Here is a 26820-nt window from a genome sequence, read left to right as displayed (position 1 = left end):
TGCACATCCTGCGTGGAGTGCCGTGTGGAGAAAACCAAGTTTGATCACGCCCATTCGTCCATCCTAAATTCATGCGGCGTCGGCGAAGCTGACCTGAATGCGACGCGCTTTCGCCGTGATGAGTAAAGGAACGCTCTGAAAAATCAATCCTCACCCGCTTTGCGCATCGACATGCTGAAACTTGCCTGACACCCGGTTTGCGGAAAAGAGAGCGTCGCGTGACACCCCTCGCCCAGGCCGTATTCGATCATCTGAGACCCGAACCCTTTGCGCAGCGGCGCTTTGACACGCGGGCCTCCAGTCTCTACCCATCTGATAACAAGGCGGGCATCTTCTTCCGCGCCTTCTACCAACCAGGAGAGACGCACCTTGCCGGCTTCATTTGAAAGCGCACCATATTTAATGGCGTTTGTGCCCAATTCATTCAGCAGCAAGCCGAGATAGCCAGCCGTTTTTGCACCCAAGGCAACACGCGCGCCATTAAGCTCAAACCGTGTCAGTGGCGCGATCAATTTTAAAACATCTTGCGCGACGTCTTTCAGCTCAGCCTTTTTGCTTTTGCGGGTCATGCTCGTCGTATTGGCGGAAACAAGCGCATGTACCCGCCTTTCAAACGATCTGACGCTGGCCTTGATCCCGACAATCCCGCAGGCTTTGCCGCGCCAGAGCCTGGACGATCGTCAGCGTATTTTTGAGACGATGCGCCATTTCTCGGTAAAGAAATTCCTGCCCGAGCCGGGCTTCCGTCAGATTGGAGACCGCTTCAACCCAGTCAACAACGATGCGGGTGAAATATGTATCTGCGACGCGCCACACGCGTGGCCGCGAGGATGCGATCACGACGCAGTGCTTCAATCGGCCCTCACAGATTGTGGGGATCATCAGATAGGTGCGCGGCCCATCCGCGGTGTCATTTTGTACCTCCGGCAGCAGTCAGCTCACCTCCCTAAGATCACCGATTGCAAGCACCATCCCGTGAGAGAGATATTGCCATATTCGTTGTCCCTGCAACGGCACGTCCGGCGCTTTCGCCATGCCGCGATGGCTCCAGCCGCCATAATCGTGGCTTTTCTGCCCCGTATGCGCGTCAAAATGGAAACATTACACATAATCAACATCAAGGCTCTCACCCAAATGTCGCGCCGCGATGCGATAAGCATCGACGGCCTGATGGGCGAGGCGCAATTCCTTCCCCAAAAGGGCGAGAAGGTCATAATGCTTGATCGTTGTATCATGGTCGCTTGCGTCAGAGACGATCCCGCAAAGATGGGTAGCGTGCGCATCCTCACCTTTGATGAGCGCGACCCGGTATTGAAGCCATCGGGGGCGCTCCGTGACAACGCCGCCAAGGCGGATTTTATAATCCAGCGTCGCACCATCATGCAGGCCGAGCCCGTCCAGAAGATTGCGGCGGGAGGGTAACCGCGGAATGCAGGGCCTGATGGCGGAGATCAGGAAAATATCGCGTTCCTGCAAGGAGAGCATCCGGCAGAGCGACGGTGATATGCGTACCGTGCCGCTTCTGCACATCCGCTTCGAAAAAACCCACAAGACCATTGCGGTTGACGCGTTGCACCGCTGCTGCCCCCTTATTGACGTCCTCATTTTTTCGCATTGGGGCGTGGCGGAAGCTTCGGACGGCCGGGCGGGGCGCGCGGGTGATGCAGTTCGGGTGAGGGTTGCAGCGAGACTTCGCGCCAGAGAGCGGAGCACCGACATGGCCGCGTCGCTCAGATGATCCTTCCGCGGTTTGCGATCCAGCACACCGAATGCCCCGATCAGCGCACCCCCATCATCAAGGGAAGGATCGCACAGAAACAGTAGTACCACGGGCTTTCCATGAGCACGGCCAGGCCGGGCTCCGACCTCTGCAACAGGTCACACGTCTCGAAAAACGGATTTTTCTGCAGATAATTGCGGAAGTCAGCGGCACGAAAAGGGATCTCCTTCGGCAGCGCACCGACACGTAAAACCAGAGCTTCCTTGTGATCAAGAAAGACCGAGACATAGGCCGCCTCGGCAAGACGCAGTCCCCGCGCGACGCAAAGCAGGTCCCGCAATATGGCTGTTTTCTCATTATCAAGTTCAAGAAGATGACGCCACAAACCAGGGTCACAAATTTGCGGCACGTTGAGCGTGCCGTCGGGTGGCTGCAATCCAGACATGTAAAAAGTCTCCTTTTTAGACATGCCTAGACGCTGCCCGGCACGTGCCCTCCTTTCGCTTTAATCCCCGTTATATAATTACCAGATCACAACCCGCTGCTCGGGCGGAATATAAAGCTTGTCTTTCGGTTTTACGTCAAAAGCATCATACCAATCGTTAAGATTATGCGCTGGCAGATTGACTCGTGCTTTTGGCGGAGAGTGTGGATCTGTAGTCACACGTTTTCTGACGATATCATCCCGCAATTTTTCCCGCCAGACCTGCGCCCAACCGAGGAAAACACGCTGGTCACCCGTCAGACCGTGCACAACCGGTGCCGACTTGCTCTTGAGTGATGCGTGATAGGCGTTAAGCGCGAGGGTGAGCCCACCCAGGTCAGCGATGTTTTCGCCCATCGTCAATTTGCTGTTGAGATGAAGCCCGGGGAAGACCTCAAACTTCTCATATTGCGCGCCGAAGCGATCCGCCAGCACGTTGAAGCGCTTGATGTCCTCTGGTGTCCACCACTGATGCACGCGGCCTTTTTCATCAAACTGACGCCCTTCATCATCGAATGAATGCGTCATTTCATGACCGATCACCCCGCCAATCGCGCCGTAATTAATGGCTGTGTCGCCATTCGGGTCAAAGAAAGGTGGCTGCAAGATGGCTGCCGGGAAGACAATTTCAACCTGTGTCGGCTCATTGTAGGCGTTGACGGTTTGGGGCGTCATTTCCCATTCGGTCCGGTCAACATCCTTGCCCACGTGGGACAGATCATGCTGCCATTTAAAGGCCGCAGCGCGCGTCGCATTGCCGAAAATATCGCCCTTTTTCACTTCCAGCGCCGTGTAATCACGCCATTTGTAGGGATACCCAACCTCGATGCGGAAGTTATTGAGCTTGCGCCCCGCTTTCTCACGCGTTTCGGGTGACATCCAAGGATTATGCCGCAATCTCTCAGAAAAAACCTCTTTGACCTCTCCGACAAGGCTGGTGATGCTGGCCTTGGCGCTCGGCGGGAAGTAACGCTTGACATATTGCTGCCCGATGGCCCAACCCATGGCGGCGGACGTGGCGGTGACAGATTGTTTCCATCTTGCACTCAGTTTCGGCTGGCCCTCAAGCTCATGCGCGTTAAAGTCGAAAGAAGCCTGCACGAAATTATGGCTGAGATAAGGGGCCGCATCATCCGCAGGATGAAACGCCATCCACGCCTGACGGGTCGCATTATCGAGCCCGGCAATGTGTGCCGCCATGTTTCGGATCGCAGCAGGCTCAAGCACAACAAGTTTCTCGGACTTGAAATCCTCCGGTTTGATACCGGCCTCGGTCAGGAGAAGCGACCAGTCAATTTCCGGCACTTTCGCCTGTAGCTGCGCCAGGCTCATCGGGTTATTCAAACGCAGAGGGTCGCGCAGGGCCTGAAGGGGCCATTCCGCTTTGGCAAGTTCCGTCTCAAACGTTACGATGCGTGTCGCTTCCAGCGCGGCATTGGGCCAATTAATCAGCCCCAGCATTTTCTCAACATAGGCGCGGTAGGCTTTTTTCTTGGCCGCGAATTCCGGCTTCAGATAATAGTCTCGATCCGGCATACCAAGGCGTCCCTGACCGAGCGCGATGACATATTTTGTCGGGTCGTCAAAACCCGCCATGATGGAGATTTCAAACGGACTATAGAAAAACTGGTGAGATGCTTTGCCGAAGAGAGCAACAGCCGATTTAATATCATGCGCGTTACGAATTTCGGTCAGATAAGGTTTAAGCGGCGTATTGCCGAGCTGGTTGGCTTTCGCCTCATCAAGGAAGGTCGCGTAGTAAACGCCCAGTTTCTCACTTGTCGTGATCGGAGAGTCCGGCGCGTTCTTACCCGCTTCCATCAACAGGGATTTAACGCGCTCACGTGCTGTTTCCGCCAGAACCTCAAACGCGCCGAAGCTTGAGCGATCATCCGGGATGCGAATATTTTTGATGTAGGTGCCGTTCGCGAAACTGAAGAAGTCATCCCCCGGCTTGACCGATCGGTTCATGCCCGCTGTATCAAAACCCCATCCTGCCGGATAAGGCTTTGTTTCGGCACGACCGAACTGCGCCCCGGCCACGACCAGCCAGGTCGCACTCGCGGCAAGAAGACTCTTTTTCAGAATAGATTTTTTGGTCAAACCAGAGCTCCTGATATTTGTCTTTCATGCCGAGCTTGGCATGTCTGTTATAAGCATTTCTGAAGGTCGCCCCCTGCCTTCAGGATGCGCGTTTTGATTGCGCAACGATTCCCGGAACGATGGCTGGATGATAACCATACTCCGTGCGGTCGACAATCAGCCCGGACATGAAAGCGGAAAAAGCCGCATAAGCCGGGTCATAAAAATGCGGATCTGTCACGATGGGCGGCCCCATGACGAAGTGACGGTCCCCTTCCGATCGGAATTGCAGAATATAAAGGAAGTGTCTTCCCGTGGGGGACAGGCTCGGCGCGCCCTCCCACCCCATTTCAATCATGTCGATCGGGTGACTTCCATCCGGGCGGCGGGCATCCTGCGTCAGGCGCGCGAGGCGTTGGGCAAAAGCCTGTTTCTGCGCCGCCGACACATCATCCCGAAAGGTCAGCAGAACGGCCTCCCTCACCCGTCCCGGCTGCCAGTCCTGTGACGTATATCGCGAAACACCCACCTGATCCATGAGCTGCCGCGCCGCTTCCACGGACGCAGTGGACTCGGCGTCTGCGATCGACCCGGCGCTGTAGCGGGCGATGGGCAGGGCATAAGGGTCATGTCGCCAGGTGCCGCTACATGCTGTGAGGGAAAGCAAATCGCCCAGCGTCAGACACAGCACACCGAGCCTGATGGAACGGCCGGATTGAGGAATGCAGAGCTGAACCGTTTTCTTTCTCATCGACGGGATGTCCTGCTTTTGGGTCAGGCTACGCGGTTTATCTCAGCCTGCCAGTTGTTTCTGATATTGCCGGGATTTGAATTGAATGATCCGGTACATCAGCTTCGCCGCGCCTGTCTGGATGACGGAATGCGGCTTGATCCCGATTGTCTTGAATATCATGCTAACAACGCGCCGAATATGGTTCGGGCGGTAACGTGGCATGGCCCGCGCCATATAATCCGCGATGCAGCGCCCGTAATCATAAGGTGTGCCTTCAGGTATATTCGTCGTATAAAAAGCGGAAGCGAGCTCATCATCCTCGCTTTCAAGCACACGCCCTAAAGCGATCTGCGCCCGACGGATCACCCCCAGCTTTTCCCGCCCGAGATAACGGTGCATGTGGTCATAAAAAAGCTTGAAATGGCGGAATTCATCAGCAGCGATCTGCTTACAGATCGCTTTGAGAACAGGCTCATCCGTGCTGTCCGCCAGGGCTGTATAAAAGGAGGATGTTCCCGTCTCCACCATGCAGCGCGCAATCAGCTCCCCTGTGCTGGAGCCTCGGATGGAAGCATCGACGTCCTTGTCAATTTTATAAGTCTGACGGTAACGCTGAAATGCTGATTTGTAGTCCCATATCGGATCAGCGAGCATGGCCCATTTACCTAATGCGTCGCCATGCTGCACTTCCTCAACCGCCCACGCATCTGCGGCTTTGGCAAAATCCGGGTCGCCGATAAAGACATTATTAAGGTAGGCAGCGTAATCCAGACTATTGCGCTCAACGACAGAAGCGGCTTTGACGATAGGAATAATTTCAGGATCGACCTTCGTTACGTCGAAAGCATCCCAATCCAGTTGCTCAATGCGCCAGTGTTTCATACGATCCCCAAACGTGCCACTTGCGGCGGACACCTCGCCTGATCTAATAACATGCGCCTCGTTGCGCGCAGGATCAAGCGAAGTCTGACAGTGTTAACGCTGGCAAGGGGCGCATGTTGCCTGTCGCGGCTTTGCATGGACGTGACAAACGATGCGTCTCATGATATCGTTAGCCGATTTGATGATGGTTTTCTGGAGCATTCGCGACAATGAATATGGCCTTACACTCGCAACCCGTCACCCGGTCCACGGATATGACCCGAAAATCCGAGATAAGACACGATTGGACGCGTGACGAGGTCGCGGCCCTGCTGACGCTTCCCTTTCCGGAACTGATGTTCAGGGCGCAAACCCTGCATCGCACTTATTTTGACCCGAATGAAGTCCAGATCTCGACGCTTCTCTCCATCAAAACAGGGGGCTGCCCCGAGGATTGCGCCTACTGCCCCCAGAACGCCCGACATGCTGAGCGTCAGCAGGCAGAGCGCCTGATGAGCATTGAGAAAGTGCTTGATGAAGCAAAGCGTGCGAAGGATGCGGGGGCCGGGCGCTTCTGCATGGGCGCCGCATGGCGGTCCCCCAAGGACCATGACCTTGAAACCGTGTGTGAGATGATACGCGGCGTCAAATCACTGGGGCTGGAAAGCTGCGTTACGCTCGGCATGTTAACAGCCGCGCAGAGTGCGGCCCTCAAGGAAGCAGGGCTCGATTATTACAACCATAATCTCGACACGTCAGAGGAATTTTACAGCCAGATTATCTCCACCCGCACCTATCAGGACCGTCTTGATACGCTCGAAAATGTGCGTGAGGCCGGCATTCATGTCTGTTGCGGCGGGATTGTCGGGATGGGAGAGGATGAGAATGACCGCGTCGGGCTGATCATGACCCTCGCCAACCTGCCCCAGCACCCGGAGAGCGTGCCGATCAACCTCCTCATCCGTGTCGCTGGCACGCCGCTTGAGAATGCGGCGCCGATTGACCCCATCACTTTCGCGCGTGTCGTCGCAACAGCCCGGATCACCATGCCCGCGAGCCATGTCCGCCTGGCGGCAGGGCGTGAACTTTTGAGTGACGAGGCCCATGCGCTTGTCTTCATGGCGGGCGCGAACTCGATTTTCTGCGGTGATAAACTTCTGACGACACCGAATCCGAGCGAGCATCGTGATCGTCGCCTTTTGGCGCAACTCGGTATGCGCCCCGCGACAAAAACCCATTAAAACCGCATAAAAAACCGCCCTGCCCTGATTTATCAGACGGCAAGGCGGTTTTTGCAGTGTAAAGAAAGGGGCGCGTGTCACCGCCCCTTTTTGCATTACAGATCCGTCGTGAATGAGAATTTATAGACGCGCGGCAGGCCCTGATAGAGGTGGCCGCCATAGGCGGACGTCCGATAACTGTTATTGGCGATGTTATCGACACCGAAGCGCAATGTCAGCGGTTTCTTACCCGCGAGAAAGACATAGCGCGCGGCAAGATCAGCACGCGTCCAGGCCGGAACACGCTGGGTGTTATTGGCATTGGTCCATTGATGTCCCGTCTACTCAACACGGGCGACGAGGGTGAGTCCTTCAGTTTCGGCACATCATATTTAATGTTACTACTGATCATGTAGCCCGGCACGCCCAGCGATTTCAAGCCATTCTGCGCACCATTCGCCGTGCGGATCTGCGTCGCATGAAGGACGGTGGCACCGCCATTGAAGCGCAGTCCTTTAACAATCGTGCCGTTGATATTGAGCTCAATGCCGCGATTATGCTGCATGCCATTGACGGTATAGACCGACCGCCCTGTGTATCGCCCAGAGGCTCGACATATGAGCTGGGGATGCTCATCTAGAAAAGCGCCAGCGAGGCCGCGAAATTGCGCTGGATATATTTCGCACCCACTTCATATTGCACGGTGCGATAAGGTGGGAAGATTTCCCCAAGATTTACGACATTGCCGCCCGCTGTCGGGCCAGGTGACAGGCCCTCTGACCGGTTGAAGTAGATCGCCGTGTGGCGCGTCGGGTGCACAGTCAGGCCGACAACCGGCGTGAAGGCGCCCTGCGCGTAACGATCCGCCGGACTGGCGCCGTAATTATAGAAAATCTGCCGGATATTCTGATAGCAGAACCCGGCGGTCAGAGCGACACGGTCATGAAAAGCCTTGACGGTATCGGAGAAAAAGAGACTCCAGAGGCGCGTCGTATTATTGAGCTGCGGATTATCGACGTTACCCCCTGAGAAGCTGTAAGGCAGGTGCGCCTGATTTCCGTAAGGGCCGTAAAGGTTTGTGTCACCTTTCGTCAGCGCCATGGAATAAGCGGTCGCCATATTCGTCCATACTGAGGAGCCACCGAGATTCACTTCGTGCCGCAGCGGCCCGGTATCGAACTTCCCACGGAAACCCGCCTGAAGGCTTTCATTGGTGGTGAAGGCAGGGACGTACATCCCGCCATAAGTGGCTGCCCCTGTCTGCACATCTGTCACGGTTGGCTGAGCGTAATCGCCCTTCTCCCACCCGCTCTGCCCCCGAATGACGCGTAGCCCATCAAATGCGGGGTGAAATCATGCTCCAGCCTCATGAGGCCGAAAAGGTAATTGAGGTTGGTGTAGGTCCAGGGCAGTCCGTAATTGGCGGAGGCCGATGGCGGGCGGGGGACTGATGTCAGGGTGGATGACAGCAGCACACCCGGGCGGCCATGATAAACGCCCTGATTCTGGTAAGCGATATCGGTAATCAGCCGCGTATGGTTGGAAACATCATGCCAGTCGAAGGCACCGCCAATGGCAAGAGCGCGGCGTTTTCACCCTCAATGGTGTCATTGCCCCCATCCCCGCCGCATTCAGCCGGAAACCGAACTGATCGTTGCGCCCGAATCGCCGACTGACATCCAGCACGCCACCCCCCTGACCGCGGGAGCCATAATTGCCGGTAAGGCGCGTGATCGGGTCCTTACCGGCCTGCTTCAGTTTGAGATTGACGCTACCGCCGATTGAGGTCCCACCCGGGGCCGCACCATTCACGAAAGCATTGGTGCCGTTTAGCACCTGCACCTGCTCATATAATTGCGGCAGGAGGAGCTGACGGGGCGCAATGCCGTAAAGCCCGTCAATCCCGACATCATCTCCGGCGACAGCCAGGCCGCGAATAATAAACATCTGGGAGAAATTACCGTAGCCGAGAGTCATCCGCACGGAGGGATCATTTTCAAGCACCTCCCCCAGCGTCTGCGCCTTCTGGTTGAGCATGATGCTGGACGTGTAACTGCGCACATTAAAAGGCGCGTCAAGTCCGCTCATATGCCCGAGCACGCCGAGATCGCCACTCTGCGTGACTTCCATCTGATTCTCACGTTTGGCACGGACGACGAGGTTTTCCCGATCCGACGCATTCACGGATGTCACATTGCTGGCTGAAGATTGATGCGTCCCTGCATCGACAGGCGTTGCCGGTGCCGCCTGCGCGGTGAAACCTATTGAGGCGCCCAGAAAGGTAAGGCCAACGCGCGTAAAAGAACGAGAGAATTGGCGGGTATGAGAGGTCACCAAAAGAGACTCCATCGTGAAATGTTTGTTGACAAAGGGTTGAACTGACTTCAACTTCCTTCCAGTTGTCTCAAATGAGAAACAGTTGCAATTAGAAATTAACCAGTTTTTTGCTTTTTTGGACGGTTCGTATAAGTTGTTGCAAGTGAGACACAATCTTAACCAGGCGCATGGGTGGTCTGCGCGCCGGCTCCTTGGCGGGCTGGCCGGTGTGTGGGTGCTCGGGTTTGGCGCGTTGAAGCTCGATCAATGGGTGGCAACACATTATCATTCTCCCTTCGCGCCAAATTTCAGCTATCTGCTGGTCTGTTTTCTCATGCCTGCTTTTCTACTTGCCGTGTTTTCAATTCCGTTTAAACGTCCTGACGTCGCCCTGCCCCACCAGGAAGGCGCAGGTGCCGCGGGACATGCTTTAAGTCAGGCGCATTATTCTCCCCATGTTCAGTGACACGCTGCGCCAACGCATGGGTTGGCTGCATGCATGGGTGGGTTTTATTGTGGGACTTCTCCTGGTTGTGATTTTCTCCTGTGGTGCGCTCACCACTTTTGACACGGAAATCACGCGCTGGATGCAGCCTGAACTCGCGCGCGATCCTTCTCCCGAGATAACTGAAGCCGGGATGAACACCGCGATTGATGAAGTTGCGCAGATGCAGGCGCATGGCTTCATCCCGCTCATCATCCTCCTCTCAATCCGTGACCCGTTTTTGCGTGTCGTGCATTATGATGGCACGAGCTTTATCGGCCCGGTCATTGACCCGACCTCCGGCGCACTGCGCACGCGCCGCGTCACTTATGGCGGCACGTTTTTCTACGTGTTTCACCACGGCTTGTTTCTCCCGAAACCCTGGGGCAGCATCCCGACAGAGATCACGGCGCTGATGCTCCTCGTCACGCTGGGGGCAGGCGTGATCACCCAGCTTAAGAGGCTTCTGCCTGATTTTTTTGCTTTTCCGGCGTCAGGGGCCTTCGGTGCGCTCCTGGACAGACGCGCATATATTGGTTGGTGTGCTGCTCGTCCCGTTTACGGCAATGATGGCTTACACGGGCGCGTCAATCCACGCGATGCGACTTTTCCCCGCCATGCCGCATAGCAAGGTGCGGGAGACAAGAAAGCCCGCCATGCCACCGCAAGCACCTTTGGAGGCGCCCGAAATTTCCCGGTTGCTCCATCAGGCGGAAGGGGTTTTCGGCAAAGGGCAGGTTGGCTTCATCACCTTCACGCAAAATGACATCAAATATTTTCGCAGCGACATGGCCAGCACGGTTATCACCCGCGACGCCTTCATCGCTCCCCTTCCCACAGGTGACGTCCGGCTTGAGCGACATAAAGCGTATATCGCCAATGTCAAAGGCTGGCTCGCCGGGCTCCATTACGCGCGTTGGACCCGATATCCGTTTCGTTTCCTCTATTTCACCGGAGGGCTTATCGGAAGTTGGATGATGTCCGCGGGACTTGTCATCTTTCTCATGAAAAGACGCAGTGCAAACGGGCATCGGTTCAGCTTCAGATTGGGAGAAGCGGCGACACTGGCCGTGACGACAGCGTTGCCGCTCGCCATGCTCGCTTATCTTGCGTCAAGCCGTGTGCTTCCGGGAGGGATGGTGAATACTTGTCATGTCGAGCCGGACATCTTCTTTTCAGTCTGGATCACAGCCAGTGGTGCCGCATCTCTGGATGTTTTCCGGGGGCACTATATCTCGGCCTGACGTCGTCAGCTTCTCGCCATCGCTGTGGCCGGTCTGGCCATCCCGGTTCTTGATTTTTCAACGCGCGACACAGCCTGGCATGAGGCCTCCCTCATCTACCCCATCATTGATTTTATTGCTGCCATGCTGGGCATCCTTGCGCTTGGCAGTGCCCGGCGTCTGAAATCATGATGCATATCGGTTTTGACATATCGGCGTGGGCCGTTTTGCTTCTGGGCATCGCTGTGACCCAATTCAGAGGCCCCATTTCCGTCCGAATGGATCGCCTGCGCCATATCATGAGCGCATTTCTGTGGGTCGCTCTGGCGGCGCTGATATTATCGCTTCACCCATTGACTCTGCGCGCCTTCATCACACTCGTCCTCACGGCTTTGCCAGGCAGCATTATCGCCGCGTCGATTCGCTATGCGATAATGCCATCCCAGCGTTAGGGTCGCCTGGCTCATCTGACGGGATTTGGGCGACATTTTCAGCTTCCAGACTTTGCTGGCTTTGGCGCGTCAGCGCACGCGCGAGGTCAGAGCGCCCCAGTTTCCCCACACTCACGGCCGCGATATCAAGCATCTGGCGCATCACACTGTAATTCCCGGTGAGGTGATTCAACGTGACAGCCTCCTGCGCGGCGTTAAGGCTCTCCGTATAACGCCTCTCTGAGCCAATTCGAAGCTGCGGCACGCAGAAGCGGCCCGGTCAGCTCTCAGGCGCGGGATCCTGCGCGCGCCTGGTCAAGCACGGTCAAAGCTTGCTGCGCCTGCGCTTCATGACCCAACGCAACATGGCTCACCCCACAGAAATATTGCGCCCTCAACCCGAACGCGACAGGCGAGGAAGGCAAGTGACAGGCAATATTCCAGCCTGCGCATAATTCCTTCCCTGATATAAGGCCGCCGCCTGCACGAGCGCCAGACGCGCTGGCGTCCTGAAACCCCTTATCGCCAGGTCTTTTTCCGTAACAGAAACGGAATCAAGCGCGGCCTGCCAATGATGATCCCTTCAATGAACCACGGCGAGGTTAAATCCCGCAGAGCCCAGCCCCGCTTGATCATTACTGAGAAGGGCGTGCTGATAAGCCATGCGATAAGCGGAGAGGGCCTACGCCCGATAGCCGAGATCATATGCGCTGCGCCCGGCATCCAGCGATTGTTGCATTTTCTGATCCACGACGGGTAGCGCGGCGCCACGCCCACAGGCCGTCAAAAGCACCGCACCACTCATGACCATCCACATGCGGGATCGGCGAAGGGCGCTGTGCCTGAAACCCCTCGCGCGATTGAGGAGCTGACGCGTCATGGTGAAATCTCCCCGGCCGGCAGGTCATTCTGAGGGGATGCCGCCCCGCCGCCCAGGAACCAGGACTGCTGAAGCTGATCCGATAATTTGCGCAGACTGTCCGCCGTCATTTGCGCCTGGGTCAGCAGGGCCGGGAGCGCAACACTTACCTGATCAACATTGGTGATGGTGGATCGGATTTGCGGCGTCGAACGCTTGAGCCCGTCCGTAATGTGATGAACGTTGCTGACCGCCCCGTTTGTCTGCTTCATGATCGCGTCAACCTGCTTTCCGAGCGGCCGAATCTGGGCAATTGTTTGTTGCAGGTCCCGCGTCATTCTGTTAGCGCGTGCAAGGAGTTTGCGGTCCATAATCAGCCCGCCAGCGAGCCCCTGGCCGTCTTTGAGGGCAGTCGTCACGGCAGCAAGGTCCGTCACCATTTTCGGCACTTTGAATTGTCGGGACAAGCTGTGCCCGAACATCATTGACGGTTTTGATGATGAGGTCGCCCGGATTTTGCTCCGCCTCCGCCCGCACTGTGGCAAAGGCCCAGTCCAGCGGCGCGCCCTGCCCGCGTGCCAATTCGATGTAACTCGCCCCGGCCACGACGAAGCGCCTTTTGATGACGGCTTTACTGTCATCACGGATGAAAGGCTCAAATTGCGGGTCAATCGTGGCGATGGCGTACATATTGCCATGATCATTGATTTTCACTTCCCGGATGGTACCGATCCGCGTGCCCATGAGTTCAACATCATTGCCAACAGCGAGGCCCGCAATGCCGCTTTGCGGAAGCTGGAAATGCAGACGTCCGGAAGGTGTCAGCCACTCCAGCAACACGCCGGCCTGTATCACCACAAAGATGAAGACACCGATGGCGACAAGCACAAGCCCGCCGACCCACTCATTAGCGTAGCGTAAATTCATTGTGGGATCGCCACTCACATCGGCGTCACGCCGCCCCCAAAAGCCGAGCATTATCCCCCGCCCGCGATCGGTTCCAGACCGTTCTCATAAAGCTGATAGAATTTGGCGCCACGGTCACAATATCGTGACCGTGGCGCCAGGTTCTGCGTGAGGCACAGAAAGCCCGTGCCATAAAGACGTGCCTCCGTCACCTGCTGAAGCACAATATCCGCGTCCAGACCTGTGTCCTCATCTAGTGGATTTTCAAGGATCATCAAAGGCGGGCGCGCAAGAAAAGCACGCACGAGGCCCGGCCTCAATGTCGGCAGTCCTGGCAGGTCAAAAATATGGCATAAATTTTCAGCCTCCTGCACGAGTTGCGCAATGGGCAAAGTGGTGTGGTGCATCTGCTGCAAGAGAATGTTCGTATCCATCGTGAAAAGACCGATCCAGGCCCCCTGATTGGTGTAACGCCCGATACGCCCGCGTAACGCATCTGCACGTTTGGCTGAGAGGCGATCCCACTCAAGCCCCAGGCAAAAGGGTTGAGAAATCATCATCGTGCTGCACATCGAGCGCGGTTAGGCAGGTGCTGAGGCTGAGACTGAAACTACTGACGAGAAATTTCAGTGGGATGACCAGATAATCGATCCGCTGCATTGCCCCTGTCACTTCATAGAGAAACGTCCATAAAGGTAAGGATATTACAGACTCAAACCGGCACACCGCATAGCTTGAGACAAGCGACATCACACTGAAGACAACGCCCAGCGTGAAAGCGCTGACCGTGATGGCCAGTCAGTAAATCGTCTGCGCCACAAGCGCGAACCCGACCAGAGCACCCGTCACAAGCGTGCTGATGAGGCCCCCACCTGTTGCCTGCACCAAATTGTGGACCAGAATTCGAGCCGCACGGTGCGCCGCCAATTGCCGACGGAAAGGGCTTCAATGACGACACCCCAGGCGGCACTAAGCATAATCAACGTCGCCCGCAAAATGCGACGCATCAGGCGACCGATTGTCGCGAGGCGTTGCAGCAGGAAAAGATTGACCTCCGTCATCTTCGGGCGGCCAGAATATGCGTCACGGTCAAACCACGACCCGGCATGAAAAACGCGCCACGCGGCCGGAAGAGGAAGCGATCTTTCAGAACCGCCCAGGCCGCATCGGAAACCTGAATCGACCCGGTTTCCGCAGAAGACATGGCCAGACAATCCGCATTGGCGAAAGCTTCACCCCACAGCGCGTAACCCGCGCCGTCTCTCCCGACATGCGCACCGAGCACCGGCCCGACATCCAGTCCCATATTGAAATTGCGGACCATATCGGCGGCATTCAGGATGCGTTGGGCCGCCTCGCGCAGTTCCAGCAAGGCATCCGCCACGTCACAAACCGATTCCGGGTCAAGCGCCGCGCCGCATTTACCAACGAGGAGAACACGATTACCGGCCAGTTGCACCACGGAAAGCGCGTACGTCTCCGCAACTTCCTCCAATTTGGTGGCCAACCTCTTCAAAAGATCAACGGTCGCCTGAACATTCGGCGCATCCTGATGAATGAACTGAATGGTGGCGACGGGTACGGCCGGGAAGCAACCTGTCTCAAACCCGCTTTCCCCCGCATCCAGAAAAACGACTTTCGCCGCCATGACCGGTTGCGGCGCGGCATCAGCGTCAGCAACACGGCCATCGCCGGATGTCGCGCGTTCATCCTGCGCAATGGCCGCGTAGCGGAGCGCAATCATATCATTGATCAATGGGAGGGATTTTGCCCCATTCGGCTGCGTCATGGCGCCCGTCAACACGATCAGCCCGCAAAGTCCATTCTGACGCCGGATGGGATAAACAGCGTAATCCGTGACATCATCCGTCAGGCCCTCCGCCCGCCAGAAGGGCCTTAAAACATGGTCCGTGTCCGACGTCACATTATCCAAAACGGAGGCGCGCTCCAACGCATCCAGAAGCGGTTGGGCCTCGTCAGGATTGATCTCACGGCCAGAACCATGCTGCCCCGTCGTCGCCTCGTAAGCATCTTCACAAATGAGGCGGCGATCCGCTTCCTGAACCCGCCAGAGCGCCACACGCGATATGCCGGTTATTTCTGCGAGATTCACTCAAAATCGGCACCTGCTGCGCAATGTCGAAGATATTATCATCCTCAACGAGCCGACCGATCAGCCCCTCCACGACGCGTTGGGAATCCCGCAAATCATCGACCTGACGCGTTGCGCGCACGGTGCGGCGCTTCTCACGGAAGAGCAGGCCCGCAAGGCCCGCCGCCAGCGCGATAATCAGGAAGGAGAACGTAAAACCCTGCCATCCCGCAACCGAGATTATGCGCGCATAATCGCTTTCCGGCGCGTGAAGGATGAGGAGCCAACCGGGACGGGTGGCGTCGAGAGACGAATAAATCGTGACATATCTCGTTTTACGCCCCGAGATGATTTTCACCCCCGAACCATAAATGCGGTAAAGGGACAGTGCGCGCAAGAAGACAGGCGTTTGCTTCACATCGATCGCCATTTTATCGAACTGCCAATGCGCCTGCGCGGCAATCTCCAGCAGATCACTCCCGGCGACGACACGCCCTTTCTCATCGAGTATGATCGCCTTGCCATTCTGCCCGATCTTCATTTTTTCCAGAAAGCCGGAAAGGCGCGTGAGAGAGATTAATGGCGATGATCCCGATAATCAGAGCGGCAAGGGCCATCCCCCGCCGGAGACGCCTGTCAATGGAATGATCTTCCGGTTTGACGATCTCGAAACGGCATAAACCTTACCTCCGGTGCAGTCTTCCCGAACAGCCAACTGCACTGAACGCAGAGCATGGCGGGCGAAAATCTCGCCACGGGAAACGATACTTGCAAATTGCTCGCTTCTATCACAGTTTAAAGCCAATGGGCGCGTCAAGCGCGACTGTTGCAATTTAACGTGTATCAAGGCGGTAAACATCATATGGCATGCGCCAGGCTTTCTGACCGACGAATTATTTCAATTGCCGGACCTGATCGCGTCGCATTTTTACAGGGCCTCCTCTCCAATGATGTCACGACATGCGATGCACGCACCTTAATTTGGGCCGCTTTACTGACGTCGAAGGGACGTTATCGGGCTGATTTCTTCCTCTCAGCGCATGATGAGAGATTGCTGCTGGATATTGACGCGACCCGGGCGGATGCGACCTTAACTCAGCTCAAACGCTACAGCTTACGGGCGAAAATCGAGATATCCCTCCCTGACGGGCAGGTTTACGCGGGATGGGACGTGCCGCCCCCCTTTGGGGCCTGCGCCGACCCGCGCCTCCCTCAGGCAGGCTGGCGGAAAATCATTTTCGAGGACACGGACACGCTGCAATGCGATCACGATCTATCGGATTACGCGGCGCGATGTCTGGCTCTGGGGCTGCCTCCTTCTTCCATCTATCAGATTGATGAGACTTTATTGCTGGAGGCGAATTTCGATCTTCTCAATGGCATATCCTGGACAAAAGGCTGTTATGTTGGCCAGGAAATCACGGCGCGTATGCATTATCGGGGCGGCGTCAAAAAGCGTCTCGTCCCTGTTTCAGCCCCCCAAGCCTGCCTGCCTGACCCTGGCGCCATCCTGACGCTGGAAAATGGGCAGGAAGCCGGGGAAATCCGCCTTGCTCGTGGGCAAAGTGGCTTCGCATTGCTGCGCAAACCGTTCTGGCGGAGGTCATTCCGACATAACGGCGTCGAAATTATTCCCTCACCTCCTGCATGGTTTCCGGACGATGACTCAGACATATAAACCGCCCTCCGACACATCCATCTCGGAAATCCTGCAGAAAGTCCGTTTCGACGCGGATGGGCTTGTCGCGGCCATCGCGCAATCCGCGACGGCACCGCATGAAGTCCTCATGTTGGCCTGGATGGATGAAGGCGCTTTGCGGGAGACATTGACGACCGGAAGGTCTGTTACTATTCCCGCTCCCGGCAGAAATTATGGCGCAAAGGGGAGACGTCGGGGCAGGTGCAGATGTTGATGTCAGCGGTGCTCGATTGTGATGGCGATGCGGTTCTTCTACGCGTCGCCTAGCACGGCGTGGCGTGTCATAAGGGACGGCGCAGCTGCTTTTACCTCTCCGTCACGTCCGACGGGACTGGTCGAAAACGCCGCCCCCAAATCGCGCCAGAAAAACTCTATCCCAAAGCATAAGGTGATCATGCTTCTCGCGCGATCTTATGGTGTCACGTTTTCAGATGGACGGAGGAGCGCCATCACCTCATAGGCCACCGCTTCTGCCGGGGTGGCGGGCGCGCCATCCCGATCCGGGGCGTGTAATTGCGACATGATATCTATAAAAGCGGTTTTCTGCGCCGCGCGCGCATCCGGGTCCGTTAGAAGTTGGGTGACGGCAGAAGCGAGATTTTCCGGCGTGCATTTCTCCTGAAGCAGTTCCGGCACGATCTCGCGCCCGGCGAGGAGATTGACCATCGCGACAAACGGGACTTTGATCATCCTTCGGGCGAAATAAGCTGTGAGCGCATGCACGCGGTAAGCCACAACCATCGGCGTGCCGGCGAGCGCGAGTTCTAAAGTCGAGGTGCCCGATTTTGTCATGGCCACCCCCGCCGCTGCAAAAGCGTCAAATTTATCGTGCATATCGACGATGATTCGCGGCGGCTCAGCCCATTTCGCCGTGGCGTGACGCACGACACCCTGCATCAGGGGAGATGTCGGTATAACGGGATAGATCTCGCCGAAGCACGCTTTTAAAATTGCCACCATACGCCCGTAAATCGGCAAGAGGCGTGGCACTTCCGACTTTCGGCTGCCAGGCAGAAGCACGATGATCGGGACATGATCGGCAATCCCATGGCGCCGCCGAAAATGCGCGCCATCGCCCGTATCAGCCCCGGACTGAATGACAGGATGCCCCACAAATGTCGCGGGAATGCCCCGCTCCTTAAACCAACCCTGCTCAAAGGGGAGGAGACATAACAGGCGGTCCCATAATTGCGGGAAGGATTTGGCGCGGCTTTCCCTCCAGGCCCAGACCTGAGGCCCGACATAATGCAGGCGCGGGATGCCGAGATGTTTAATCCGCTTTAAAAGGCGCAGGGCGAAGCCGGGGCTGTCAATTGTGACGATGACGTCAGGCTTGCGCAGGGTGATGTCATTTACCGCCTCATCCAACCGCGCCGAAAGCTTGCGGATACGGGGGAGGATTTCCGCAAGCCCCATGATGGAGAGATCCTGCATCGGGAAGAGGCTATGCAGGCCGAGCGCCTCCATCTGTGCGCCGCCGACCCCGACAAACATCATATTATGGTCGAGCCGTGACAATGCCTCCATCAGCCGCGCGCCAAGAATGTCGCCGCTTGCCTCCCCCGCGAGGAGCCAGACGATGCGTGGACGCGCTGGATGGGTCATCTTGGCCTCATTGCCTCAATTCGGCCCCAACCGCTTTGGTCGCGATATTCACGATTTTTTCGGCAACGGCGTCAATTTCTGCAAGTTTCAGTGCAGTATGAAGGGGTTGGATGGTCACCTCAAGTCCCAGTGACTTCTTATCGTCGGGCAGATTTCCGCCTTCAAACACGTCAAAGAGACTAACAGCGATAATCAGATTTCGGTCAACGCCGCGGACGAATTTCAGCAGATCCTGCGCATCCACCTTTTTATCTACGATAAAGGCGAAATCCCGATGGATCGGTTGCAAGCTGGGAATTTCCGGTGCCTGACGCTTTTTGACCTTTCGGGCCGGTAGGGCGTCGAGATTAAGTGAGAAGACAGCCAATGTGCCGCTACAACCCATTTCACGGACGATCTGTGGATGGAGTTCACCAAAAAAGCCGAGAACCGTCTTGAGTCCCAATTGGACGGCGCCCGATTTTCCCGGATGGAAATAAGGCGGCACATTGCGCGACACGGTCACCGCCTCTGACGGAACGCCCATTTCGTCGAGGAGCGCTATGAGGTCACTCTTCACATCCCACAAATTATATTCCCGCGACCGCGCGCCTGGCCGACGCGCGGTTTCCCCCGCGCGCAATCCTGTAAGCAGCGTCGCCTGTCCGGATGGGGTAAAACCCGGCCCCACCTCGAAAAGCGCCGCACGCGCCGCGCGGCGCGCCTCATTACGGTGCCACGCTTTGACGAGATTAATGAGCGGTGTCGGCCGCATATGGCTCAGATCAACGGCGATCGGGTTGAGGAGCGATAATTTCTCGGATGTTTCACCAAAAAGTGCCGCCTCTTCCGTTGAAACGAAGGAGAAACCTATAGTTTCCGTCAAACCCAGCGCCGCACATAAATGCCGGGCACGCCGCGACGCCATGCGTTTCGCCATGACGGATTGATCCGCCTTGCCAGTAAATTCCGGCAGAGGACGCGGCACAATCTCATCCAATCCGCGTATCCGCAGGATCTCTTCAATGAGGTCTCGCTCCCCCTCTACCAAAGTAACGCTCTGCGCCGCGCGTTCCGTGACGTTGTCATTCAGCGTTGGCGACGGGTCCAGCTTGATGGGGGCAGCAATGTCATGACGCCATGACGGCACATGGACCGTTACAGAGGCCGCATCACGTGCAGAGACAGAGAATCCGAGATGCTCCAGCGTTTCCACCACTTCATCGGCCTGAAGCACGGCACCCCCGAAGCTGTCGAGCTTCTCAAAGCGAAGACGCGCCGTGCGCTGCCAATTGGGCAATTTCCCCGCGGAAACGATTTCGCTCGCCTCACCACCGCAGAGATCGAGGATGAGTTTTGTCGCCGCTTCCAGCCCTGGCAGGACGAGAGCGGGGTCAACACCGCGCTCAAACCGATAGCGCCCATCCGTATGGATGCCGAGGCGGCGCCCCGTCAGGGCGATGCGGACAGGTTCGAACAAGGCGGACTCAATAAAGACGTGCTGCGTCTCGTCGGAAACGCTGCTCGCCGCGCCACCAATGATGCCCGCCAGAGACTGGACGCCCCCCTCATCCGCGACGATCAAATCCTGATCGCTTAGCAGATAAGCATTGCCGTCCAGCGCCTTGAAGGTTTGACCATGGCCCAATGTCATAGATAGTGTGTCGCCGGAAAGCTTCCCGGCATCGAAGACGTGTAAGGGGCGTCCTATATCCATCAGGAGAAAATTGGTTACGTCAACAAGCGCCGATATGGGGCGCAGACCCACCGATTTGAGGCGGTTCTGAAGCCAGGCGGGGCTGGGCTGATTGCGGACATTGCGGATCAGCCGCCCCACAACATAGGGACAAGCATCATCGTGCTCGATCTTCCATTTGATCGTCGATGGACCCTGCCCGTCCACAACTTCTGCGAGCCACGCTTTCAGGCGCCCGAACCCGGCAGCGGCGAGGTCACGTGCGATGCCATAGACACTCAGCGCGTCACCCCGGTTCGGGGTAATGGAGATGTCAATGACCGTCTCATTTAAACCGGCAAACTCAGCGTAGGGCTGGCCCAGCACCACCGCTTCCGGCAGTTCGGCAATGCCATCACTCTCCTCCCCCAATCCGAGCTCACGCAGGGAGCACAACATGCCGCCACTGGCCTCACCGCGGATCTGACCTGATTTGATGGTCATGTCACTGCCGGGAATATAAGTGCCCGGCGAGGCGAAAACGACATGCAGCCCGGTCCGCGCATTGGGCGCACCGCAAACAACCTGCACCTTCTCATATCCCGGCCCCGCCGCCACATCACAGACCTGCAAGCGGTCCGCATTAGGGTGGGGGCGCGTCTCAAGGATCTTAGCGAGGCGGAAACCGGATAATTTCTCAGCCTGATTTTCAACGCTCTCGACTTCAAGGCCGATGCGGTTCAGCACTGCTGTGATCTCCTCAATGGAAGCCGTGAAATCGAGATGTTCCCGCAACCATGAAAGGGTAAATTTCATGATTCAGACCCCCTTACCCGGAACACGCGTCTCAAAGGCGGAAAAACCGTAATGCCGTAGCCAGCGCAGGTCACTCTCGTAAAATGAACGTAAATCGGGGATGCCATATTTGAGCATGGTCAATCTCTCCACACCCATACCGAAAGCGAAGCCCTGCCAGACTTCCGGATCAACGCCGCAATTTGCCAGCACACGGGGCTGCACCATCCCGGCGCCAAGCACTTCAAGCCAGTCCTCCCCCGCGCCTATATTGCCCGTTTTGCGGGACCAGCCAATATTCACTTCCATCGAGGGCTCCGTAAACGGAAAATAGGAAGCGCGAAAACGCACGGGCGGATCCGGCTTATCGAAAAATGCTCGTAGAAACGCGATGAGGCAGAATTTGAGATGTGCCAGCGTGATGTCGCGATCAATCAGGATACCCTCACATTGATGAAACATCGGGGAGTGCGTGGCATCATGATCGGCGCGGTAGGTCCGGCCCGGTGCAATCACCCTTATGGGCGGCGCTTTACTCAGCAGGGTGCGGATCTGCACGCCCGACGTCTGCGTACGCAAAACAGGCTCCGGCGCGTCGGCACGTGGGCGCGGCAGGTAGAATGTGTCATGTTCTGTCCGGGCGGGGTGATGCTCCGGCGTGTTCAGGGCGGAGAAATTATGCCACTGACTTTCAATATCCGGCCCTTCCGCCACGCCGAAACCCATTCCGCCGAAAATATCGATCATCTCATCAATCGTTTGATGGATGGGATGCAGCAGCCCATCCTCGCGACGCGCGACGGGCATGGTGACATCCACGCGCTCCGCTTCAAGCTGGGCGGCGAGAAGATCCGACTCAATCGCTTTTTTCCGCTGTGCGAAGGCCGCGTTGAGCATATCCCGAACCTGATTCAGCGCCGCGCCACGCTGGCGGCGCTCATCCGGTGCGAGCGGGCCAAGCGCTTTGAGCTGCTGCGTCAGCCAGCCGGATTTGCCGAGCGTCCTGACCCTGAGCGCCTCCCATGAAGCCTCATCACCCAGTGTCTCAAGGTCAGCCAGGGTCGTGCTCTTCAGAATGTCGAGATCGTCAACCATCATTCACCCGTCACCACGCAACATAAAAAAAGGGCCGTCCTCAAGCAAGACGGCCTATTTCCCGAACACCAGATTGGGAAATCAGGCCTTGGCGGGCTGCTCAAGCGCCTGCTGGGCCTTTTTAACAATTTCCGCAAATATCGCCGCATCGTCAAAGGCAATCGCGGCAAGAACCTTACGATCAATCTCAATCCCCGCCAAGGACAGGCCGTTGATGAATTTGCTGTAAGTCAGCCCATGCTCACGCACGGCGGCATTGATACGCTGAATCCAGAGACCGCGAAAATCACGCTTTTTATTGCGGCGGTCACGGTAAGCATAACGTAATGCCTTTTCGAGCCGCTCCAGCGCGATGCGGTAATTTATCGATGAGCGCCCGCGATAACCTTTGGACAGCTCCAGAACTTTTTTGTGACGCGCGTGAGTCGTCACGCCCCGTTTGACACGTGCCATGATCTATCTCCTCACGAAAGCCCGTAGGGGGCCCATTGCTTGATTGTCTTCGCGTCCATATCCGTCACGGTCTGCGGACCACGGTTGGTGCGCTTCATTTTCTGAGGGCGGTTGATCAGGCCGTGGCGCTTATTGCCGGGGCCGCACATCACTTTACCCGTCGCGGTGATCTTGAAGCGTTTTTTCACCGACGACTTCGTCTTCATTTTAGGCATTTCAGTCTCCTTAAACTTATCCAGGCTGCACAAATCCCTCTCGGGCGGCAGCGTTCCGCGGCCGGGTATGCCACTTATTTGGCCACGGCCGCGCAGGTGAGGTGTGTCACCTAGCCGAATTCGCCCTCCGAAACAACCTTTTTTGACTCGTCTCACCAGGGGAAGTGCCGCGCCCGGGCGCGGAAGAGGCGCAGCCCGATACGGACCAGATGCACGCTTCACATCTTTGGAGCCATGCAAATGGACCAGCGTGCAACCTTGCTGACGTTGAGCCGCTTAGATGTTCGTCAATCCATGACATCAAAGCCCTGCATTCCCGCGTGAAGGAAATCCCGATGCTGAAAAGACTTTTCGCCTCCTCACTCGCCCTCAGCCTGCTGGTTGCGCCGATGACCGTGCAGGCCAAGACGTGCCGCGACGCCGATACCGGCCGCTATGTTAAATGTGTCAAGAAAAAGCCGGTCCGTTGCCGCGATGATAAAACCGGCCGTTTCGTCAAATGCACCACGCCGCACCCGACAAAATGCCGTGATAAGGGACGCTTCACCGCCTGCACGACAGAAGGCGCGATGACGACCACCCCCCCATCTCTGGATAAAGCGACGTCCCCTGTCATGCCGGATGTGCCGCAACCTGCCATGGCGCACTGAGATGCTTCGGGCTATCCGGCTGCGGCAACGCGCCGGATAGCCCGCGCCATCGCCTCCACCCCATTACCACGATTGGCGGAGAGGGCTTTGACAAGTCCCAGACGATGCAGGAAGTCCGGCGGCGTCTCGCCGATTTCCGCCGCGCTGCGCCCTGAATAGACACGCAGCAAAAGGCCGACGAGGCCACGCACAATGGCCGCGTCCGAAGCACCTGCAAAATGGATCTTCCCGCCTTCATGTTGCGCCTCAAGCCACACCTGGCTTTGACAGCCTGGCACACGATGGGCGTCATCCTGCCAGGCTGCCGGAAAAGCCGGTAATTGCCGTCCCATCTCGATGATATATTGATATCGATCCGTCCAGTCATCAAAGAGCGCAAGCTCGTCAGTGATGGCCGCAATGGCGGCGGCGGCCGTTTCCTCCGGGGGTGAGACGAAAGGTGCCACCATCACAGGATGAACCGGCTGAGATCGTCCCGCTTGGCGAGCGAATCGACGCGATCATGCACCTCTTTTGCCGTGATCTCGATCACCTCATCCTTCCTGTCGGACGCCGCGTAAGAGACCTCCTCCAACAGACGTTCCATAACGGTCGCCAGGCGCCGCGCGCCGATATTTTCCACGCGATTATTGATGTTCGCTGCCGTTTTAGCCAGGGCGTCGATTGCGTCCTCCGTGAATGAAAGCGACACACCCTCCGTCTTCATGAGCGCGATATATTGTTTGATGAGGGAATGCTCCGGCTCACTTAAAATGCGGCGCAGATCATCCCGTGTCAGCGTCGCCAGCTCAACGCGAATGGGCAGGCGGCCCTGAAGTTCGGGCAGCAGGTCAGATGGTTTGGCCAGATGGAAGGCGCCGGACGCGATGAATAATATATGATCCGTCTTGATCGTACCATATTTGGTGGACACGGTGGTGCCTTCAATCAGCGGCAGGAGGTCACGCTGCACGCCCTCGCGTGAAATATCAGCACCGCGCACCCCACCCTCAGCCGACCGGGCACAGACTTTATCGATCTCGTCAAGAAAGACGATGCCATGGTCCTGCGTATGGCGCACCGCCTCCTGCGCGAGACTGTCATCATCCAGGAGCTTATCCGACTCATCCCGAACCAGCAAAATACGCGCGGCGGAAATCGTCAGGCGGCGCTTCTGGGATGCGCGATTCATGATATTTTTCATCATGTCGGAAATATTGATCACCGCGCCGGACGTCAGGCCCGGCATCTCCCCGCCATCGCGACCGCCATCCGGCTGAACGTCAACTTCGACTTCCTTATCCTCCAGCTCCCCATTTCGGAGCCGCTGGCGGAATTTGACTTTGGTGTCCGCCGAGGCCTGCTCTCCAACCAGGGCGTCGACGAGGCGTTGTTCCGCCGCGGCTTCGGCCTTGACCTGAACATCCTTGCGGCGCATGTCGCGCAGCATGTTCAAAGATACCTCAATCAGATCGCGGATGATCGACTCAACATCGCGCCCGACATAACCGACCTCGGTGAATTTTGTGGCTTCGACCTTGATGAAAGGCGATTGCGCCAGCCGCGCCAGCCGCCGGGCAATCTCGGTTTTGCCACAACCTGTGGGGCCGATCATGAGGATGTTTTTCGGGACGACTTCCTCACGCATGGCATCGGGCAGTTGCGCCCGCCGCCAGCGATTTCGGAGGGCGATGGCCACGGCACGCTTGGCATCATTCTGCCCGACAATATAGCGATCGAGTTCCGACACGATTTCTCGTGGGGAGAATTGAGGCGTTTCCATTCCTGATACCTGACTTAAAGCGTTTTAATCGTGACAGAGTGATTCGTGTAGACGCAGATGTCTCCGGCTATTTTCATCGCGCGTCGGGCAATATCTCCCGACGACAGACCCTCAATTTCAATGAGGGCGCGCGCCGCGGAGAGGGCATAATTGCCGCCTGACCCGATCGCGATAATGCCATCCGCGGGCTCCAGAACATCACCATTACCCGTCAATGTGTATGAATGATCCTTATCCGCGACAGCCATCATCGCCTCCAATCGACGCAGATAACGATCCGTGCGCCAATCCTTGGCGAGTTCAACGCACGCTGTTTCCAGGTCATTCGGGTAGCGCGCGAGTTTGGCTTCCAGGAGCTCCAGAAGGGTGAAGGCGTCGGCCGTCGCCCCTGCAAACCCCGCGAGGATGTTTTTGTCTGCGCCAATCACCCGCACCTTGCGGGCATTGCCCTTGATAATCGTCTGGCCCAACGTCACCTGGCCGTCACCGGCCATCGTGACATTGTCCCCGCGTCGCACGCAAAGGATCGTGGTGCCGTGCCATCCGACATAGTCGGGATTTTGATGCGTGTTTTTCATGTTCATCCAGATAGTTGAAACTTGTCGCAAAGCAAGATGGCGGGCACGCTAATTGATGATTGACGCAATCGCATCATCCAGCATCGCCCGCGTGAAAGGTTTCTCAAGCACCTGGTGATGCGGCGGTCGGTGCGTCGCATCGGTATAGCCGCTGATATAAAGGTGTTTGAGATCCGGCTGTTTCTCTACAAGGCGATTTCCGCATTCTTGCCCACTCATGCGGGGCATCATCAGGTCCAATATCGCAAGGTCGAATCTCTGCCCGGCCAGGAGGCAGGCGAGCCCGGCTTCTCCATCCGCCACGCTGACAACTTCGTGACCGCTGCGCCGCAGGAACTGCTCTGTCACCAATCGCACAGATGCTTCATTATCAATCAGCAATATCCTCAGTTGCCGCGTCTCGCTCTGGATCGCCGCCCTGTCGGGCGCAAGCTCAGGCCCCTGTGCCGGGACTTTCGGCAGAAGCAGCGAAATGCATGTCCCCTGCCCGGGCACGCTTCTGACTCTCACAATCTTTTGACGAAGCGATAAATCGTCGATAAACCAAGGCCGGTGCCCCGACCGATTTTCTTTGTGGTAAAAAACGGGTCGAAGATACGGGCGACAATCTCGGGCGTCATGCCGTGTCCCTCATCACAAACCGAAATCACCACGCAATGTGCGGTCGGGGACGAGGTGTCTTCTTCAACATGGATCGCCACGGTGCCGCCATCCTGCATCGCGTCCCGTGCATTGATGCAGAGATTGAGCAACGCCATCTCAAGCTGTTCCGGGTCGCTTTGAGCACAAAGATCATCCGCACGCCGCGCCACATGTGAGAGATCCAACGCACATTTCCCGGTTTCCCCGGCGGCATCGCTTGCGCGATTGAGACTTTAAGACAGCAACTCCCTTAAATTTCGG

At 57.0% G+C, this 26820-nt stretch carries 37 protein-coding genes and 1 pseudogene; 8 read left to right on the top strand and 30 right to left on the bottom strand.

The features are described 5' to 3' along the window. Positions 1-143 precede the first annotated feature (143 nt). The 7 genes from AAYR33_01825 to AAYR33_01795 all read right to left on the bottom strand — a co-directional run bounded on the left by AAYR33_01825 (position 144) and on the right by AAYR33_01795 (position 5901). Complete coding sequence (locus AAYR33_01825; GenBank protein XAO71724.1) at positions 144-569, bottom strand: sensor histidine kinase; 426 nt, start codon at positions 567-569, stop codon at positions 144-146. A 40-nt stretch (positions 570-609) separates the two neighbouring features. After that, complete coding sequence (locus tag AAYR33_01820; protein ID XAO71723.1) at positions 610-840, bottom strand: HWE histidine kinase domain-containing protein; 231 nt, start codon at positions 838-840, stop codon at positions 610-612. A gap of 261 nt (positions 841-1101) precedes the next feature. Beyond that, complete coding sequence (locus AAYR33_01815; GenBank protein ID XAO71722.1) at positions 1102-1830, bottom strand: hypothetical protein; 729 nt, start codon at positions 1828-1830, stop codon at positions 1102-1104. Continuing rightward, on the bottom strand, positions 1779-2165 hold the full coding sequence (locus AAYR33_01810; protein XAO71721.1) for a hypothetical protein: 387 nt from the start codon (positions 2163-2165) through the stop codon (positions 1779-1781). Before AAYR33_01810 ends, AAYR33_01815 begins: the two co-directional genes overlap by 52 nt. 78 nt (positions 2166-2243) lie before the next feature. Next, the gene (locus tag AAYR33_01805) at positions 2244-4307 is read right to left on the bottom strand and encodes a M13-type metalloendopeptidase (GenBank protein XAO71720.1); all 2064 of its coding nucleotides are present in this window, start codon (positions 4305-4307) and stop codon (positions 2244-2246) included. 79 nt (positions 4308-4386) lie between these two features. Continuing rightward, positions 4387-5037: a hypothetical protein gene (locus AAYR33_01800; protein ID XAO71719.1), complete on the bottom strand. Its 651-nt coding sequence runs from the start codon at positions 5035-5037 to the stop codon at positions 4387-4389. A 42-nt stretch (positions 5038-5079) separates the two neighbouring features. Beyond that, on the bottom strand, positions 5080-5901 hold the full coding sequence (locus AAYR33_01795; GenBank protein XAO72341.1) for a ferritin-like domain-containing protein: 822 nt from the start codon (positions 5899-5901) through the stop codon (positions 5080-5082). 215 nt (positions 5902-6116) lie between these two features. Between AAYR33_01795 and bioB the strand changes: the two genes are divergently transcribed. Then, complete coding sequence (gene bioB, locus AAYR33_01790; GenBank protein XAO72340.1) at positions 6117-7121, top strand: biotin synthase BioB; 1005 nt, start codon at positions 6117-6119, stop codon at positions 7119-7121. Between the two features lie 214 nt (positions 7122-7335). Here bioB and AAYR33_01785 read toward each other — a convergent pair whose 3' ends face one another. From AAYR33_01785 to AAYR33_01770, 4 genes are all read right to left on the bottom strand, one after another. After that, positions 7336-7665 carry a hypothetical protein gene (locus AAYR33_01785; protein XAO71718.1) on the bottom strand — a complete coding sequence of 110 codons (330 nt, stop codon included), beginning with the start codon at positions 7663-7665 and terminating at the stop codon, positions 7336-7338. A gap of 71 nt (positions 7666-7736) precedes the next feature. Next, the gene (locus tag AAYR33_01780) at positions 7737-8375 is read right to left on the bottom strand and encodes a TonB-dependent receptor (GenBank protein ID XAO71717.1); all 639 of its coding nucleotides are present in this window, start codon (positions 8373-8375) and stop codon (positions 7737-7739) included. Then, on the bottom strand, positions 8372-8575 hold the full coding sequence (locus AAYR33_01775) for a hypothetical protein (protein ID XAO71716.1): 204 nt from the start codon (positions 8573-8575) through the stop codon (positions 8372-8374). The genes AAYR33_01780 and AAYR33_01775 overlap by 4 nt, the downstream gene beginning before the upstream one ends. Before the next feature lie 73 nt (positions 8576-8648). Beyond that, on the bottom strand, positions 8649-9434 hold the full coding sequence (locus tag AAYR33_01770; GenBank protein ID XAO72339.1) for a TonB-dependent receptor plug domain-containing protein: 786 nt from the start codon (positions 9432-9434) through the stop codon (positions 8649-8651). 85 nt (positions 9435-9519) lie between these two features. Here AAYR33_01770 and AAYR33_01765 point away from each other — a divergent pair, with 85 nt between their 5' ends. The 4 genes from AAYR33_01765 to AAYR33_01750 are packed head-to-tail and all read left to right on the top strand — an operon-like array spanning position 9520 to position 11315. Further along, a complete protein-coding gene (locus tag AAYR33_01765) occupies positions 9520-9882 on the top strand; it encodes a hypothetical protein (GenBank protein XAO71715.1) in 363 nt (120 codons plus the stop codon). Then, on the top strand, positions 9872-10528 hold the full coding sequence (locus AAYR33_01760) for a PepSY-associated TM helix domain-containing protein (GenBank protein ID XAO71714.1): 657 nt from the start codon (positions 9872-9874) through the stop codon (positions 10526-10528). Before AAYR33_01765 ends, AAYR33_01760 begins: the two co-directional genes overlap by 11 nt. Beyond that, the gene (locus tag AAYR33_01755; GenBank protein XAO72338.1) at positions 10434-11144 is read left to right on the top strand and encodes a PepSY-associated TM helix domain-containing protein; all 711 of its coding nucleotides are present in this window, start codon (positions 10434-10436) and stop codon (positions 11142-11144) included. The genes AAYR33_01760 and AAYR33_01755 overlap by 95 nt, the downstream gene beginning before the upstream one ends. A gap of 24 nt (positions 11145-11168) precedes the next feature. After that, positions 11169-11315, top strand: a complete 147-nt coding sequence (locus AAYR33_01750; GenBank protein ID XAO71713.1) for a hypothetical protein — start codon at positions 11169-11171, stop codon at positions 11313-11315. A gap of 213 nt (positions 11316-11528) precedes the next feature. Here AAYR33_01750 and AAYR33_01745 read toward each other — a convergent pair whose 3' ends face one another. The 9 genes from AAYR33_01745 to AAYR33_01705 all read right to left on the bottom strand — a co-directional run bounded on the left by AAYR33_01745 (position 11529) and on the right by AAYR33_01705 (position 15952). Beyond that, a complete protein-coding gene (locus tag AAYR33_01745; GenBank protein ID XAO71712.1) occupies positions 11529-11819 on the bottom strand; it encodes a hypothetical protein in 291 nt (96 codons plus the stop codon). A 22-nt stretch (positions 11820-11841) separates the two neighbouring features. Continuing rightward, positions 11842-11979, bottom strand: a complete 138-nt coding sequence (locus AAYR33_01740; protein XAO71711.1) for a hypothetical protein — start codon at positions 11977-11979, stop codon at positions 11842-11844. Between the two features lie 257 nt (positions 11980-12236). Then, positions 12237-12434: a hypothetical protein gene (locus AAYR33_01735; protein ID XAO71710.1), complete on the bottom strand. Its 198-nt coding sequence runs from the start codon at positions 12432-12434 to the stop codon at positions 12237-12239. After that, positions 12431-12784, bottom strand: coding sequence for a hypothetical protein (locus AAYR33_01730; GenBank protein XAO71709.1), 354 nt, complete (start codon positions 12782-12784; stop codon positions 12431-12433). Before AAYR33_01730 ends, AAYR33_01735 begins: the two co-directional genes overlap by 4 nt. Continuing rightward, positions 12756-13391 (bottom strand): MCE family protein, encoded by a 636-nt coding sequence (locus tag AAYR33_01725; GenBank protein ID XAO71708.1) that lies wholly within the window; start codon positions 13389-13391, stop codon positions 12756-12758. Before AAYR33_01725 ends, AAYR33_01730 begins: the two co-directional genes overlap by 29 nt. Then, positions 13391-13891, bottom strand: a complete 501-nt coding sequence (locus AAYR33_01720) for a hypothetical protein (GenBank protein XAO71707.1) — start codon at positions 13889-13891, stop codon at positions 13391-13393. The genes AAYR33_01725 and AAYR33_01720 overlap by 1 nt, the downstream gene beginning before the upstream one ends. A gap of 273 nt (positions 13892-14164) precedes the next feature. Beyond that, complete coding sequence (locus AAYR33_01715; GenBank protein ID XAO71706.1) at positions 14165-14380, bottom strand: hypothetical protein; 216 nt, start codon at positions 14378-14380, stop codon at positions 14165-14167. Then, a complete protein-coding gene (locus AAYR33_01710; protein ID XAO71705.1) occupies positions 14377-15432 on the bottom strand; it encodes an adenylate/guanylate cyclase domain-containing protein in 1056 nt (351 codons plus the stop codon). Before AAYR33_01710 ends, AAYR33_01715 begins: the two co-directional genes overlap by 4 nt. Continuing rightward, positions 15353-15952: a hypothetical protein gene (locus tag AAYR33_01705; GenBank protein ID XAO71704.1), complete on the bottom strand. Its 600-nt coding sequence runs from the start codon at positions 15950-15952 to the stop codon at positions 15353-15355. The genes AAYR33_01710 and AAYR33_01705 overlap by 80 nt, the downstream gene beginning before the upstream one ends. A gap of 321 nt (positions 15953-16273) precedes the next feature. On the opposite strand from AAYR33_01705, the gene AAYR33_01700 reads away from it, so the two are divergent. After that, positions 16274-17089, top strand: a complete 816-nt coding sequence (locus AAYR33_01700; protein ID XAO71703.1) for a folate-binding protein — start codon at positions 16274-16276, stop codon at positions 17087-17089. Then, a pseudogene (gene hisI / locus AAYR33_01695) lies at positions 17073-17497 on the top strand (phosphoribosyl-AMP cyclohydrolase). The gene AAYR33_01700 and the pseudogene hisI overlap by 17 nt, the downstream one beginning before the upstream one ends. Positions 17498-17521: 24 nt before the next feature. On the opposite strand, the gene lpxB reads toward hisI, so the two are convergent. The 5 genes from lpxB to rpmI form a co-directional block, all read right to left on the bottom strand. Continuing rightward, complete coding sequence (gene lpxB / locus AAYR33_01690; GenBank protein ID XAO71702.1) at positions 17522-18715, bottom strand: lipid-A-disaccharide synthase; 1194 nt, start codon at positions 18713-18715, stop codon at positions 17522-17524. 7 nt (positions 18716-18722) lie between these two features. Further along, positions 18723-21185 (bottom strand): phenylalanine--tRNA ligase subunit beta, encoded by a 2463-nt coding sequence (pheT, locus tag AAYR33_01685; GenBank protein XAO71701.1) that lies wholly within the window; start codon positions 21183-21185, stop codon positions 18723-18725. Between the two features lie 3 nt (positions 21186-21188). Beyond that, complete coding sequence (gene pheS / locus AAYR33_01680; protein ID XAO72337.1) at positions 21189-22259, bottom strand: phenylalanine--tRNA ligase subunit alpha; 1071 nt, start codon at positions 22257-22259, stop codon at positions 21189-21191. An 81-nt stretch (positions 22260-22340) separates the two neighbouring features. Continuing rightward, entirely contained in the window at positions 22341-22712 is a 372-nt protein-coding gene (gene rplT, locus AAYR33_01675; protein ID XAO71700.1) for a 50S ribosomal protein L20, read from the bottom strand. Positions 22713-22723: 11 nt separating this feature from the next. Further along, positions 22724-22927 carry a 50S ribosomal protein L35 gene (gene rpmI / locus AAYR33_01670; protein ID XAO71699.1) on the bottom strand — a complete coding sequence of 68 codons (204 nt, stop codon included), beginning with the start codon at positions 22925-22927 and terminating at the stop codon, positions 22724-22726. 164 nt (positions 22928-23091) lie between these two features. Here rpmI and AAYR33_01665 point away from each other — a divergent pair, with 164 nt between their 5' ends. Continuing rightward, complete coding sequence (locus tag AAYR33_01665) at positions 23092-23577, top strand: hypothetical protein (protein ID XAO71698.1); 486 nt, start codon at positions 23092-23094, stop codon at positions 23575-23577. An 11-nt stretch (positions 23578-23588) separates the two neighbouring features. Here AAYR33_01665 and AAYR33_01660 read toward each other — a convergent pair whose 3' ends face one another. The 5 genes from AAYR33_01660 to AAYR33_01640 are packed head-to-tail and all read right to left on the bottom strand — an operon-like array spanning position 23589 to position 26744. Beyond that, positions 23589-24026 (bottom strand): SufE family protein, encoded by a 438-nt coding sequence (locus AAYR33_01660; GenBank protein XAO71697.1) that lies wholly within the window; start codon positions 24024-24026, stop codon positions 23589-23591. Next, positions 24026-25339 (bottom strand): ATP-dependent protease ATPase subunit HslU, encoded by a 1314-nt coding sequence (gene hslU, locus AAYR33_01655; protein ID XAO71696.1) that lies wholly within the window; start codon positions 25337-25339, stop codon positions 24026-24028. The genes AAYR33_01660 and hslU overlap by 1 nt, the downstream gene beginning before the upstream one ends. Positions 25340-25353: 14 nt before the next feature. Beyond that, positions 25354-25917: an ATP-dependent protease subunit HslV gene (gene hslV / locus AAYR33_01650; GenBank protein ID XAO71695.1), complete on the bottom strand. Its 564-nt coding sequence runs from the start codon at positions 25915-25917 to the stop codon at positions 25354-25356. Between the two features lie 48 nt (positions 25918-25965). Then, on the bottom strand, positions 25966-26427 hold the full coding sequence (locus tag AAYR33_01645; GenBank protein ID XAO71694.1) for a response regulator: 462 nt from the start codon (positions 26425-26427) through the stop codon (positions 25966-25968). Next, the gene (locus AAYR33_01640; GenBank protein ID XAO71693.1) at positions 26424-26744 is read right to left on the bottom strand and encodes an ATP-binding protein; all 321 of its coding nucleotides are present in this window, start codon (positions 26742-26744) and stop codon (positions 26424-26426) included. Before AAYR33_01640 ends, AAYR33_01645 begins: the two co-directional genes overlap by 4 nt. Positions 26745-26820 lie beyond the last annotated feature (76 nt).

The organism is Acetobacteraceae bacterium (assembly GCA_039613835.1).
Taxonomy (GTDB): Bacteria; Pseudomonadota; Alphaproteobacteria; order Acetobacterales; family Acetobacteraceae; genus Sorlinia.
The sequence above is the reverse complement of the archived record's forward strand: the minus strand, read 5'-3'. Positions and strand labels throughout refer to the sequence as shown.